At 68.8% G+C, this 12,084-nt stretch carries 16 protein-coding genes; 6 read left to right on the top strand and 10 right to left on the bottom strand.

Annotation, left to right across the window (positions count from 1 at the left end):
* Nucleotides 1–19: 19 nt before the first annotated feature.
* The 4 genes from IEV96_RS08565 to IEV96_RS08550 all read right to left on the bottom strand — a co-directional run bounded on the left by IEV96_RS08565 (nucleotide 20) and on the right by IEV96_RS08550 (nucleotide 2,541).
* Complete coding sequence (locus IEV96_RS08565) at nucleotides 20–1,459, bottom strand: HNH endonuclease signature motif containing protein (protein ID WP_188510211.1); 1,440 nt, start codon at nucleotides 1,457–1,459, stop codon at nucleotides 20–22.
* Nucleotides 1,460–1,588: 129 nt separating this feature from the next.
* Nucleotides 1,589–1,822 carry a hypothetical protein gene (locus IEV96_RS08560; protein WP_188510210.1) on the bottom strand — a complete coding sequence of 78 codons (234 nt, stop codon included), beginning with the start codon at nucleotides 1,820–1,822 and terminating at the stop codon, nucleotides 1,589–1,591.
* 44 nt (nucleotides 1,823–1,866) lie between these two features.
* Nucleotides 1,867–2,040 (bottom strand): hypothetical protein, encoded by a 174-nt coding sequence (locus IEV96_RS08555; RefSeq protein WP_188510209.1) that lies wholly within the window; start codon nucleotides 2,038–2,040, stop codon nucleotides 1,867–1,869.
* A 48-nt stretch (nucleotides 2,041–2,088) separates the two neighbouring features.
* A complete protein-coding gene (locus IEV96_RS08550) occupies nucleotides 2,089–2,541 on the bottom strand; it encodes an anthrone oxygenase family protein (RefSeq protein ID WP_188510208.1) in 453 nt (150 codons plus the stop codon).
* An 80-nt stretch (nucleotides 2,542–2,621) separates the two neighbouring features.
* On the opposite strand from IEV96_RS08550, the gene IEV96_RS08545 reads away from it, so the two are divergent.
* The gene (locus tag IEV96_RS08545; protein ID WP_188510207.1) at nucleotides 2,622–3,590 is read left to right on the top strand and encodes an AraC family transcriptional regulator; all 969 of its coding nucleotides are present in this window, start codon (nucleotides 2,622–2,624) and stop codon (nucleotides 3,588–3,590) included.
* Here IEV96_RS08545 and IEV96_RS08540 read toward each other — a convergent pair.
* Nucleotides 3,587–3,805 carry a hypothetical protein gene (locus IEV96_RS08540; RefSeq protein ID WP_188510206.1) on the bottom strand — a complete coding sequence of 73 codons (219 nt, stop codon included), beginning with the start codon at nucleotides 3,803–3,805 and terminating at the stop codon, nucleotides 3,587–3,589. The two genes, IEV96_RS08545 and IEV96_RS08540, sit on opposite strands and share 4 nt — an antisense overlap.
* 193 nt (nucleotides 3,806–3,998) lie before the next feature.
* On the opposite strand from IEV96_RS08540, the gene IEV96_RS08535 reads away from it, so the two are divergent.
* The gene (locus tag IEV96_RS08535) at nucleotides 3,999–4,490 is read left to right on the top strand and encodes an FBP domain-containing protein (RefSeq protein ID WP_188510205.1); all 492 of its coding nucleotides are present in this window, start codon (nucleotides 3,999–4,001) and stop codon (nucleotides 4,488–4,490) included.
* Nucleotides 4,491–4,574: 84 nt separating this feature from the next.
* Here IEV96_RS08535 and IEV96_RS16750 read toward each other — a convergent pair whose 3' ends face one another.
* The gene (locus IEV96_RS16750) at nucleotides 4,575–4,709 is read right to left on the bottom strand and encodes a hypothetical protein (RefSeq protein WP_268235588.1); all 135 of its coding nucleotides are present in this window, start codon (nucleotides 4,707–4,709) and stop codon (nucleotides 4,575–4,577) included.
* A 112-nt stretch (nucleotides 4,710–4,821) separates the two neighbouring features.
* Here IEV96_RS16750 and IEV96_RS08530 point away from each other — a divergent pair, with 112 nt between their 5' ends.
* The gene (locus tag IEV96_RS08530) at nucleotides 4,822–5,745 is read left to right on the top strand and encodes an alpha/beta hydrolase (RefSeq protein ID WP_229733154.1); all 924 of its coding nucleotides are present in this window, start codon (nucleotides 4,822–4,824) and stop codon (nucleotides 5,743–5,745) included.
* Nucleotides 5,745–6,440, top strand: a complete 696-nt coding sequence (locus IEV96_RS08525) for a DUF998 domain-containing protein (protein ID WP_188510204.1) — start codon at nucleotides 5,745–5,747, stop codon at nucleotides 6,438–6,440. The genes IEV96_RS08530 and IEV96_RS08525 overlap by 1 nt, the downstream gene beginning before the upstream one ends.
* On the opposite strand, the gene IEV96_RS08520 is transcribed toward IEV96_RS08525, so the two are convergent.
* From IEV96_RS08520 to IEV96_RS08505, 4 genes are read right to left on the bottom strand one after another with little or no spacing between them, the layout of a single operon-like run.
* Nucleotides 6,367–6,555: a DUF1918 domain-containing protein gene (locus IEV96_RS08520; RefSeq protein ID WP_188511180.1), complete on the bottom strand. Its 189-nt coding sequence runs from the start codon at nucleotides 6,553–6,555 to the stop codon at nucleotides 6,367–6,369. The two genes, IEV96_RS08525 and IEV96_RS08520, sit on opposite strands and share 74 nt — an antisense overlap.
* Before the next feature lie 53 nt (nucleotides 6,556–6,608).
* On the bottom strand, nucleotides 6,609–7,403 hold the full coding sequence (locus IEV96_RS08515) for a ferritin-like domain-containing protein (RefSeq protein ID WP_188510203.1): 795 nt from the start codon (nucleotides 7,401–7,403) through the stop codon (nucleotides 6,609–6,611).
* Complete coding sequence (locus IEV96_RS08510; protein ID WP_188510202.1) at nucleotides 7,393–9,687, bottom strand: HAD-IB family hydrolase; 2,295 nt, start codon at nucleotides 9,685–9,687, stop codon at nucleotides 7,393–7,395. Before IEV96_RS08510 ends, IEV96_RS08515 begins: the two co-directional genes overlap by 11 nt.
* Nucleotides 9,684–10,469 (bottom strand): hypothetical protein, encoded by a 786-nt coding sequence (locus tag IEV96_RS08505; RefSeq protein WP_229733152.1) that lies wholly within the window; start codon nucleotides 10,467–10,469, stop codon nucleotides 9,684–9,686. The genes IEV96_RS08510 and IEV96_RS08505 overlap by 4 nt, the downstream gene beginning before the upstream one ends.
* Before the next feature lie 136 nt (nucleotides 10,470–10,605).
* Between IEV96_RS08505 and IEV96_RS08500 the strand changes: the two genes are divergently transcribed.
* Nucleotides 10,606–11,391, top strand: a complete 786-nt coding sequence (locus IEV96_RS08500; protein WP_188510200.1) for an SDR family NAD(P)-dependent oxidoreductase — start codon at nucleotides 10,606–10,608, stop codon at nucleotides 11,389–11,391.
* Nucleotides 11,388–12,080 carry a lysophospholipid acyltransferase family protein gene (locus IEV96_RS08495; protein ID WP_188510199.1) on the top strand — a complete coding sequence of 231 codons (693 nt, stop codon included), beginning with the start codon at nucleotides 11,388–11,390 and terminating at the stop codon, nucleotides 12,078–12,080. The genes IEV96_RS08500 and IEV96_RS08495 overlap by 4 nt, the downstream gene beginning before the upstream one ends.
* Nucleotides 12,081–12,084: the final 4 nt, after the last annotated feature.

The raw sequence follows: 12,084 nt of genomic DNA, 5'->3' as shown, positions 1-12,084 counted from the left end.
ATCGCTGGATTGGTCCGAACTAGAACGGGTACTGCTCCGGATCCGGTGGTTCGTCCCATCCGGTAAGTGGTGGCGGCTTGATATCGGGCGGCGCCGTTCCGCCGGTGTCTCCGGACCTGTTGCCGCTCGGCCCGGCGCCCGGGGATCCGCGTCGGAGCATGTCGCTGCCGAGGATGTTGGTGGGTCTGACGGTGACGGTTTTGCCGGTCGCGGTGGTCCATTCCATGGTGCCGTCGGGGAGTTTGCGGAGTTTGACCCTGGTGTGGTGTTTGAGGTTGTGGTGTTCGGTGCAGAGCGGGCTGAGGTTGGCCAGGCAGGTGGTGCCTTCGCCTGCCCAGTCCTGGGTGTGGTCGAGTTGGCAGTGTGTGGCGCGTTTGTTGCAGCCGGGGGCTGTGCAGGTCTCGTGCTGCAGGCGGACGACCTGTTTCAGGTCGGCGGGGACGGCGTATTTGCTGCGGTCGAAGTCGAGGATCGCGGAGGTGACCGGGTCGGTGAGGATGCGGGCGAAACCGGGTGCTTTGACGGCGAGGTCGCGGGCGGTGTCGGGGCTGATGGGCCCGTAGCCGTCGAGGTGGGCCGGGGTCTCGGCCTGGCCGAGCAGGGTCAGCACCGGGACGGTGACCAGCACCTGCGGGCGGATGCCGTGGGGGACGGGGTCGCCTGACGTGCAGAGATCGCCGTCGAGGAGCAGGTCGGTGACCGCGTCCGCCTTCCGTTGCGCGAGGGTGCGCTTCGCCCCGTTACCGGCGCCGTCCTCGGTGCCGTCGGTGCCGTTGGCGAGGGCGATGCGGGTGATGCGGTCCATGATCGCGACCGCGGCCTCGGCGGTCATCAGGGTTGACAGGATCGCCATGCCGTCCTGCTGCGGGTCGATCCAAGTGGTGCGGTCCTCGATCGCGACCCGGTGACGTCGTTCGATGCTGTCGGGGTCGAGGGCTTCCCGCTTCTTGCGGGCGTCGTTCTTGAACTTCGACACCGTCAACTCTTTCGCCCGCGGCAGCACGGTGCTCTCGAACTCCGCGGTCACGATGTCGGAGAGCCCGGCGGTCTGGTCGATGATGACCTGCGCGTGCCGGTAGCTGATCTCACCGGCCCCCAACGCCGTGTGGGTGTCGGGCAGTGACTGCACGAGGCGCTGCGACTCGCCGATCAGGGTCTCCGCGGTGCGCTCCGGGATGCGCAGGCGCGCCGCCAGATCGAACGCGAGTTCCCGCCGGGCACGAACGGCGGCGTTCCAACCGTGAGGTTCGGCCCCCAGCGGCCCGCCGGACGACCCCTCCGCCGCGATGGCCTCGCTCGTGCGACGGGCGGCATCGATCAACTCCGCCCGCGCCGCCGCGATCGCACCGGCGATGCGATCCACCGCTTCGACCGTGTCGAGCACCCCGCCCAGCGACCCGCGCAGCATCGCCACCCGCGGCGCCTCGACACCCGGAGGGAACCCCTGCAGACCTGTCATGCCCGAAGTGAAACCGCGGCCACCGACATTGCCCCACACCCGGCCGAAAACCTGTGGAAAGCGGGTTTATCCCCAAGGTCGAATGGGAGAAGACGACCAGGGCGAGCAGCCGAGCGGCCGACAAGTCGTCTAGTTCTCGACGTCCCGCTCGAGCTCGTCCGCGGTCAACCGCTCGCCCGGGTGCGGGGTGCGGAACAGCGGGTTCGGATGCAGCGGCTCCGGCTCTTCGTCGGCAGAGTCAGCCTGGGCGGCATCCGGAATAAAAACATCGGGACCGTCGCCCTCGACCTCGTATTCGAGCTCCTGCTCGGCACCGCTGGGGCGCCGTTCGGGATCGGGCAGAAACGAATCTGTAGTCGACATGCAGCCAGCCTCGCATCGAGAACGCCGAAACGAAAGGCCCAGATCTACGTGCCGCGCTGCATCAGCATTCCGCCGCTGAGAACGGTCATCAGCCCGAGAAAACCGAAGAACAGACCCAAGAGCTCGTTGCCTGCCGCCGACGCCACCGACCACCCGCCGCCGCCGAGCAGCAGACCGCCGACCAGCAACATCAGGCCGATCAGTTGGCGTCGAAACATGGCGCCAGCCTAGGGCCGCGTACCCGCCCAGCCGAGTGGTTGACACGGCTAGGATCGGTCCGCCAGCGACGCCGCGAGCGCCACCGCGGCCAGGATGGACGCGGCCGCCCGAGCGTGGTTGGCGCGGCGCCAGCGCGGCTCGAACCGCTGCCAGTCGGGCGAACCGCCCGCGAGCGCGTTGTTGAGCGGCACGTTGCGCACGACGGTGATGCCGAACGCGACGAGGGCGAGCGCCGCCCCCGCAATGCGCGCCGGGTGGGTCTCGCCGACCAGCTCGAACACCGCCACGGCTGCCGCGCTCACGGCGCCGCCGAAGAAGACGAGCATGAACGGCGGGCGCACCGCGGCGACATTGACCGCGCGCATGGCCGCCACGGCGTCGCTCGCCGCGCGGGTGCGCAGCGCGGGCAGCACCAGCGCCGAGAACGAGAAGTAGACACCGCCGGCCACCCCCGCGCAGGCGGCGGCGGTAACGACGGTCGCGGTTTCCAGAGTGTTCATGGTCCCAGTCAAGACCACGAAGGACCGCGCCTGAATAGTCAGCCGTATCGTTCTGATACGCGATCGTCTAAATTGAGCGCATGGACCCCCTCGCGCACCTGCTCGACGGCCCCCGCGCCCACCGCGCCTTCGCCCTCCGCGTGGTGATGTCGCCGGGGTGGTCGGTCGACGTGCGCGACGAGGCGCCGCTCACGGTGATGGCGATGGTCACGGGCAGTGCGGTGCTCGTCGACGACGACCGGACGCACGCGCTCGAACCCGGCGACGTCGCGTTGGTGCGCGGTCCGGCTCCGTACAGGGTTTCGGATGATCCGGACCGCGCGCCCGACGCCGTGATCCACCCGGGGCAGCTCTGCACCACCCCGGCCGGGGAGCATCTCGACCTACCGATGTCGCACGGGGTGCGCACCTGGGGCAACTCGCCGGACGGCGCGACGAGCATGCTGATCGGCACCTACACGAGCGATGCCGAGGTCAGTCGTGCCGTGACAGCGGCGCTGCCCCGCGTCGCGATCGTGCCGGCGGGACAGCTGGACCCGGTGCTCGTCGGCCTTCTGGGGCGCGAGATCACCAGCGACGCGCCCGGTCAGGGCAGCACGGTCGACCGGCTGCTCGACGTGCTGCTCGTGCATGCGATCCGCCAGTGGGCGTCCGAGCACCCGGAGTCGGCGCGGGGCTGGCTCGCCGGACGCTCCGACCCGCTCGTCGCGCGAGCGCTCGAGCTGTTCCACGGTGAGCCCGCCGCCGCCTGGACGCTCGACCTGCTCGCCCGGCGGCTCAACGTGTCACGGGCCACCGTGGCCAGCCGGTTCCGCGCGACCGTGGGCGAGTCGCCGATCTCCTACCTCACCAACTGGCGCATGCTGCTCGCGAGCGAGATGCTCGCCCGGCCGGAGGCGACCACCGGCCAGATCGCGGCGGACGTGGGTTACGGCAGCCCGTTCGCGCTGAGCACCGCTTTCAAGCGGCGCTTCGGGCAGAGCCCCACCGAGTACCGGCGGCGGGTGTATCCGACCGCTACGGCGGGTCGGCGACGCGACGCGGGCTAGAACCCGCCGGGCCGCATCCAGGCCGAGCTTCCGCCGGCGCGCTGGGCAGCGTCGTACGCATTCGGTTCCTCCGACGCGCCGGCCCGTTGGGTGTCGTCGCGGTCGGCCGCGAATCGACGACGCAGGCGTGCCGCCAGGACGGTGCGGACGAGGGCCACGATGCCCGTGAGGATCAGCACGATGGTGACGACAATGCCCGCGACGGTGGTGTCCATGCCCTCAGTATGCGGCTCGGACCTACACTATGCTGCTCGGGTGAGAATCTCCAGTTCGTTCGTGATGCCCTCGGGGCGCTTGGGGGTAGCCGGCTTTTCACTCGCCGGCTGCAGATAGCCCCTCGGCTTACCCCATTTAACGAACTTTCTGCTCACGGCGCTCAGCCGCGGGCATCGACCCTGGAGCATCCGCATGATCTCTCTCGACGAGAAAACCATCCGCGCGTCGTTCGTGAACGCGTCGCGCAAAGAAACATCCGACCTGACCCTGCCGGCCGACTTCGCCGGACTCGACTGGGACCGTCTCGACTATCTCGGCTGGATCGACCCGAAAATGGCGAAGCGCGCCTACATTGTGGTTCCCCTGCCCGACGGCCCGGTGGGCATCGTGCTCAGACAGGCCGACGCCGCGCCTCGCAGCCGGGCCCAGTGCTCGTGGTGCCAGGACGTGCACCTGCCCAACGATGTGGTGCTCTACAGTGCCCGCCGGGTGGGGGCGGCCGGCCGCAACGGCAACACGGTCGGCACGCTGATCTGCTCGAAGTTCGAGTGCTCGGTCAACGTTCGCAAACTGCCGCCGTCGGCCTACATCGGGTTCGACCGTGAAGCCGCGCGCGAACAGCGCATCGCCGTCTTGCGGCAGCGGGCGACCGACTTCGCGACCGGCATCGTGCTGGGCGAGTAGCGCACTGCGACCGACCTCGACCGACCACGACAAAAGGCCCGTCACCCCGCTCGGGGTGACGGGCCTTCGCCGTGCCGCGTCTCGCTACTTCTCGGGGATGGTTTCGCCGGGAATCTCGGAGTCGGTGTACTCGCCTTCGGCCTCCACCGTACGGTCCGCCGGGTCGAGCGGGTCGTTGTCGGTGTATTCGCCTTCGCCTTCGCGCTTCGAAGTCGTCATTGATCTTCCTTTCGTCGATTCCTTGCTTCGACGGTACGCCACGGTGGCCCGTGTCGCATAGCAGGTCGGATGGCTCGCAGGTTGGCCCTAAGCCGTGTAGGGAGAATGGTGTGTGACTCATTCGCGACAAAGCCTCCGTTCCGCCCTGCTGACCCCGATCATGCGCGCGAGGGGGAGCAAGCGCGAGTTCTCGTCGCCCGACCTCACGATGCGCCTCGCGGCGGACCACGTGCTGCGCCCGGAGTCGTTCGCGCCGCCGAAGAACATCGACAAAACCGTGCGCATCACGGTGCGCCGGGTGGCCGGATGGCCGGTCTACACCCTGACGCCGCGCGAGAGCCCGGTCAACCGCCGGGCACTCTACGTGCACGGTGGCGCGTGGGTGCACGAGATCTCTCCGTTCCACTGGTGGCTGATCGCGCGCCTCGCGGTGAACACGGGCACCGAGTTCACCGTGCCGATCTATCCGCTCGTACCGCGGGGAACGGCCGGCGAGGTCGTGCCGGTGGTCGCCGATCTCGCGGCCGAGCTCGTGGCGGAGGCCGGTTCATCCGCGGTTCTTATCCTCGGCGACTCCGCCGGCGGAACCATCGCGCTTTCCGCGGCCATGCTGCTGCGCGACCGCGGTGTGCCCGCGCCCCGTGACATCGTGCTCATCTCGCCGGTGATCGACCTCACCTTCAGCGATCCGCTGACCTACGAGATCGAGCCGCGCGACCCGTGGCTGAACGTGCCGGGTCCCAAGGCGGCCGCCGAGGTCTGGCGCGGCGACCTGCCGATCGAGCACCCGTTCGTGAGCCCCGTGAACGCCCCGCTCGCCGGCATCGGTCGCATCACGCTGTTCAGCGGCACACGCGACATCACCCACGCCGACGCGATCACGCTGGCGAAGAAGGCACGGGCCGAGGGTCACCCGCTCGACTTCCACCAGCGGGCGAACATGCTCCACGTGTATCCGCTGCTGCCGATTCCCGAGGGGGCCGAGGCACGCGCGGTGATCGAGGCGGTGCTCGCCGCGGACGAGTGGCGCCTGTGATGACGGTCTCGGGGCGCTGTTCAGCGGGAGCCCTGGCGTTCATCGTCGGCGCGTTGCAGTACGTCACGCTCGAGGCCGTCGCGGCCGCGGCCTGGATCGAGCCGCGTTACGACCACGCGGCCAACTACATCAGCGACCTCGGCGTACCGGACGCCCAGATCTACGGCGGGCGGGACGTCTACTCACCGCTGGCCTGGGTGATGAACACCGGGTTCGTGCTCGAGGGCGTGTTCTTCGTTCTCGGTGCCGTGCTGCTCGCGGTGCTGTTCCGGGGCGTCTCCCGCTGGCTCTTCGTGGGGTTCGCCGTGCTCCACGGCGTGGGCATCGTGCTGGTCGGGCTCTTCAACGAGGCCGCGGATGCCGGTCCGCTGCACCTGATCGGGGCGCTGCTGGCGATCGTCTTCGGCAACCTGACCGCGCTCGTGGCCGGCGTCGCCGCGGTGCGCGCGGGCCTGCCGCGCTGGTTCTCGGTCGCGAGCGTGGTGCTGCCCGTCGTCGGTCTGCTGAGCGAGGGTGTGCTTCTCGCCGGGCTCTCGGACGTGCGGTTCGACGGGCTGTGGGAGCGCGGCGGCGTGTACTCCGTGACCGTGTGGCAGCTGCTGATCGGCGTCGCGGTGCTCGCTACGTTGCGAGCCGCTCGAGCGAGCAGTCCGGACCGGGGAAGACCAGTGACTCATGCCCGTCGTCGAACTTGACCAGATACGGCGGGTCGCCGTCGTTCCCCCGAACTTCGGCTATCTCCCCGTGGCGGTCGGGAGACCCGACGTTCTTGCCGTGGATGACGATCCGTTCGCCCACCGTTGCGCGCATTGCGATCACCTCGCGCCCATAGTACGACCGGCCGCGACCGACGAAAAGAGTGCCTAGGCGGCGACGCCGTACTTCTTCATCGCGGTCTCCACGATCTCGAGACCCTCGAGCCCCGGCATCCGCGAGATGTGGTCGTCGAGCTTGCGGATCTCACGCATGCCCTCCTCGCCGGCGAACAGGTGGCCCATCACGTGGGTCACCTCCTCGGGCTCCATGACGCTCGAGCCGACCGGCCCCCACGCCTTCTTCAGCGCGAAGCGGGCGATAACGCGCGCCTTCTTGCTGCTGGCCAGACGCTCGCGCGCCTGGGTGGCGTAGAAGGCCACGTGCTTGGCCTCCTGCTTGGCGATGCGCTTGAGCAGCACGGCCAGCACCGGGTGCTTCTCGAGTTCGGCCAGGCGGTTGTAGGCGGCGACGGCCGACCACTCGTTTGCGGCCCCCCAGATCATGTGCACGGCGATGAAGTCCTTGCCCACGATGTTGCCGAGCAGCGACTGCTTCACGGGATCCAGCTTGTCTTTCCAGCCCAGCTTGAGGCGGGTGGCCTTGAGCTGGTCGAAGTCGACGGTGATGCCGTGCGCACCCAGCACCTCGGCGAGGGCCTCACCGTGCCAGAACTCCTCGCGGTTCCACATGGTCATAAACGCCGAAACCTCGGGGTCCTTGTGCGACGGCGTCACGAGCATGTCGCGCAGGTAGCAGACCGTGTGGTACTCGATGTCGCACATGTAGCGCAGGCTGCGGAGCGTCGATGCGGGCAACGGGTTCGTTTTGAACTCGTCGAAGTCGAGGTCGCTCCAGTTCACGTTGACGCTGGTCGCGGTGTACTTGTCGATGTCAAACGCCATGGGAGACAGCTTTCTCGTCGGTCGGGGATACCGAAGCGTTCGGAGCGGAGGGCCGTCCCAGTTTGGCCGTAGTGGCCCACGACTGGATAGTCCACCGTTTGGCCTGCGCCTGGCTGTAGAGCTGGGTGTCGGGGTTCACCGCGGTCGGGTTGCCGAGCAGCTGCAACCAGGGCACGTCGGCGTGGGAATCGCCGTAACCGTAGGACTGGCTAAGGTTCAGGCCGTGCTGCTTCGCGTACTCGCGCAGCCACGAGGCGCGTGCCTCGTCGACGAGCGGGGGCGTGGCGAGGTAGCCGGTGAGCACACCGTCGCGCTCGTGCATGCTGCCGGCGACGACCTCGTCGAAGAACGGCGCGAGCGGCGTGGTCATGAGGTCGATGGTGCCGGTGACGAGCACGGTGCGGTGGCCGGCCTCGCGGTGCTCCTGAGCCCGGCGCAGCGCGTCGGGGTAGACGTGGTTGATCAGCTGGCGGCCGAACCGGCCGCGCACGAGCGCCTCGATGCGCGACACCCTGATGCCCTCGTAGCGGCGCATGAACGTGCGGATGAACTCGCCGCGGTCGTGGCGTTCCGCGCGCAGGTACTTCGGGATCGAGACGGCCAGGCTGGCGAGCTCGCGCGCCATGAACGTCTTCGTGATGCCCAGCCAGAGGTACTGCTGCACGAGGTTGGACTCGAGAACGGTGCCTTCCAGATCGAAGACGGCCACGACATCCGACCGCTTGGGAAGGGCGCGCTGCGCACGCTTGTTTCCCTGCGGGCGGTTCGCGAACGCGTTCGTGAGAGCGGTGATAGCGGGGAAATGCACGCGCTGGAAGTAGTCGTTCCAGTCGATCGCGGCGACGTCGAAGCCGAGATCGGCCCGCATCTCCGCGGGGATCGAGTTGTGCAGCTTCTTCGCGTTGCTGTCGTCGAAGATGATCTCGGTCTGCACGTAGGCGCGGTAGAGCTCGGTGTAGCCACGCAGCGTCTCGAGCGCGTTCTGGTTGACGTGCACGCCGTCGAGCCACTTCTGGGTGCGCTTGGTGGAGGGCAGCCGGGTGATGGTGCGTTCGGCGAACTCGGCGATGTCTTCGCGGCGCTTGAGCGCACGCTCCACCTTGCGGGCGCCCGGGAAGCGCCAGAGCGGGACGCTGATGTGGCCGTCCTCGTGGGGGAGCGGGTTCGCGGTGAAGAACTCGTTGACGTTCTCGTACATCTCGTGGAACGGCAGCGGGTTCGAGGCGCCGGAGTTGACGTGGTAGTACTGCGGGTCTGCCGGGTCGGGATCGGTGCCCGCCGCCGCGATGATGGCGTTAACGACGTAGTCGACCGGGATGATGTCGAGGATCGAGTCGGGCAGGCCGGGGAAGTCGGGCAGCTGGCCGCGGCCGTAGGCGAGGATGAGCGGGTCGGCGACCTTGAACCCGTCGATCCAGCCGGGGAACGGGTGGTGCAGCGCGCTCTCGATGATGGCGGGTCGCACCACGGAGAGGCGGTGGCCGGCCTGGGCCCACAGCTCCTCGGCCGCGCGCTCGCCGAAGGCCTTGGTGAGCGTGTACACGTCGGTCCAGCCGAGGCTCTCGGCGCGGGTGCGGCCGTAGTCGACCAGCTCTTTCGTGACCCACTCGGCGCGGGCGGTCTCGGCGGCACGGGCGACGGCCTGCGGCCCGGCCTTGCCGTTCACGGCACGCGAACGGTTGATGAACCGCCGCAGGCTCTCGGGCTCGCGCGAGGCCAGCTCGACCTGTTCGCGCGCCTTCGCTGCCGAGGCGGCCTCGGCTCGCCAGTCGACCTCGTGGGTGAGCGACGCCTCGGGCATGATGCCCTTGCGGATGCCGCCGACGTAACAGGTGGAGACGTGCACGACGTGCGGGTCGGAGCCGGAAGCCAGCAGTGCGCCGTAGAGGCCGAGAGCGCCGCCGACGTTGGTGTCGAAGGCCTCGTCGATGGGCGGATCGAACGAGACGGTGGATGCACCGTGGATCACCACATCGATGTCGCCGGGCAACTCGGAGATCGAGGTGAGACTGCCCGAGACGACAGTCACGCGCTCGGCGAGAATGCGGGCGGCTTCTTCGTCGCCGACCTTCTCCTTCCACGCCGAGAACACCGGCTTGCGCAGCAGGTTGGCGAGGCGCGTCTCGGTGGTGGCGCTGCCCTTCGTGCGCACGAGGATTGAGACGCGGGTGTCGGGGTACGACGAGAGCAGGCGCTCGAGCACCGCCTGGCCGACGAAACCGGTGGCTCCCGTGAGGAAGACGTGGGCGCCGGCGAGGCCGGATTTCTTCTCTGCTGCACTCATGCGGCGCGACCGCCGTGTGCTGCTACTGCGCGTGAAATGAGGGGGAGCCCTTCCTGGCCGGGGAGAGAGGAGATCTTCGCGTCGATGGCCGCGGCGATGCCGGGGGCGCTGGCGAAGAGGTAGGAGTAGAAGAAGTCGGTCTCGGATTTCGCCTCGGCCTCGGCGCCGATGGGCCACTGGGCTCCGGCGATCTGGCGGGCGACGGTGACACGGGTGTGCTCGGCGAATGCGAGCCGGTCGCGCGCCTGCGCCTCGAAGAATTCGAGTTGGCGCTGCTGCACGGCCACGAGCCGGTCGACGATCGCGACGAGCGCGGGGTTGGGGTCGAGAGCCACGATGCGGGCCAGGGCAGCCTGTGTCATCCACTCGTCTATCGTGCCGAGGGTCATGTGCACCGCGATCATGTCTTCGCCGAGCTTGTTGGCGCGGATCGACCCGGTGATGGGGCGCACGCGCTCCCGGATCTCGCCGAAGAAGGCCGCGACGCGCGATCGCTGCTTGGGCGTGGGGAGGGTCGTGTCGTGGGCGTCGAGAACGTGCTGGAGCGCGTCGGCGATCCAGAACTTCTCGAAGGCCCAGGTGCCGAGAAACGCGGTGACCCTGGCGTCTTTGTGGGTCGCGGTGACGAGCACGTTGCGCAGATGACCCATCGTTCCGCTCTCGACCGCGGCCACGTAGCGCAGGGCGCGCAGCGTGTCGGGGCGCAGGGGAGACGCGGCGAAGGGGGCGAGATCCATCTCGCCGCGGTGGCTGCCGGATGCGGTGCGGGCGTAGTCGCGCACACTGAATCCCTGAGCGGGAACGGCCACGGGAGGGCCGTCTGACTGACTGTGCACGTTGCTCTTTCCCGCCGAAATAATCTGGTGCACCGAAGTCTATTCGATCAACGATACGGGCCGCGTAGCGTATCCTGTCCGAATGGCAACTGCTCTCGTCACGGGTGGGACGTCGGGCCTCGGAGCGGAGTTCGCCCGGGCCCTCGCCCGTCGTGGATACGATCTCGTGCTCGTCGCGAGAAACCCGGAACGGCTCGATTCGATGGCGGCAGAACTGCGCGCGACGGGCCGCTCGGTCGAGACGCTGCGTGCAGACCTCAGCGACCGCACCGATGTCGGGGTGGTCGTCGACAGACTGACGGATGCCGCCCGCCCCATCGACGTCTTCGTCAACAACGCGGGGTTCGGCATCCACACGCCGCTCACCTCCGTCGACACGAGCTCGCACGATCGCGCCATCGAGGTGATGATCCGGTCGGTGCTCGTCCTCGGCGGGGCGGCCGGCCGCGCCATGCGGGCCAGGGGCGACGGGGCCATCATCAACGTCTCGAGCGTCGCCGGGTACATGGCGATGGGCAGCTACTCCGCGGTCAAGGCCTGGGTGCGCAGCTACAGCGAGGGGCTCTCGGTCGAACTCCGCGGCACCGGCGTGCGCGTCACGGCGCTGCTGCCCGGCTGGGTGCACACCGAGTTCCACGACCGCGCCGGCATCACGACGAGTTCGATCCCGAACGCCCTCTGGATCGACGCGGGCCTGACGATCGAGTCCGGACTCCGCGCCTCGGAGAAGGGGCGCGCCCTGGTCATCCCCTCCGCGCGCTTCAAATTCCTCTTCTTCATCGTGAACCACCTGCCACGCGGCGTCGTGCGCTGGATCTCCGGCAAGATCTCGTCGAGCCGCAGCGACTCTGTCGAGACCCACGCATGACGGGCAAAGACGCCAAGCCGGTGAAGGTCACGCACCTCCACCGGTTCTCGTCGTCGGGTCACGCCGCGGCGCGGTTCATCGCCCAGCGCGTCATCCTGAAGGGCGTCGTCTGGTCGGTGGCCAAGGTGACGGTCAAGGGCAAAGACACCCTCAAAGACCTGAAAGACCCGTTCATCGTCGTGGCGAACCATTCGAGCCATCTGGATGCGCCCCTCATCACCGGCGCCCTTCCGCGGGCGCGGGCGCGGTATCTCGCCGCGGGTGCCGCGGCCGACTACTTCTTCGACGTGGCCTGGCGCCGCGCCGCGACCGCCCTGTTCTTCAATGCCTTCCCCGTCGACCGCAGCGGGGGCGGCGCCCGCTCGGGCCTCGCGAAAGAGCTGCTCGGCCGCGGCGTGCCGCTGCTGATCTTCCCGCAGGGCGGACGGTCGAAGGACGGAATCATCGGCCCGTTCAAGCCGGGCGCCGCCGTGCTCTCTATGCACGTCGGGGCGCCGTGCGTGCCGGTCGCGATCATCGGGGCCGCCGACGCCATGCCGCCCGGCCGCAACTGGCCGGTACCGGGCCGCCCACCCGTCGTGGTCGTCTTCGGCGAGCCCATGATCGCCGAGCCGGGCGAGAGCCCCGCCGATTTCTCTGCAAGACTGCACCGCACGGTGTTGGACCTGCACGCGGCGCACTCCGCGTAGCCTC

It is taken from the genome of Conyzicola nivalis (assembly GCF_014639655.1).
In the GTDB taxonomy this organism is placed as follows: Bacteria; Actinomycetota; Actinomycetes; order Actinomycetales; family Microbacteriaceae; genus Conyzicola; species Conyzicola nivalis.
Note: the sequence above shows the minus strand (reverse complement) of the source record. Positions and strands in the feature narration are given on the sequence as shown.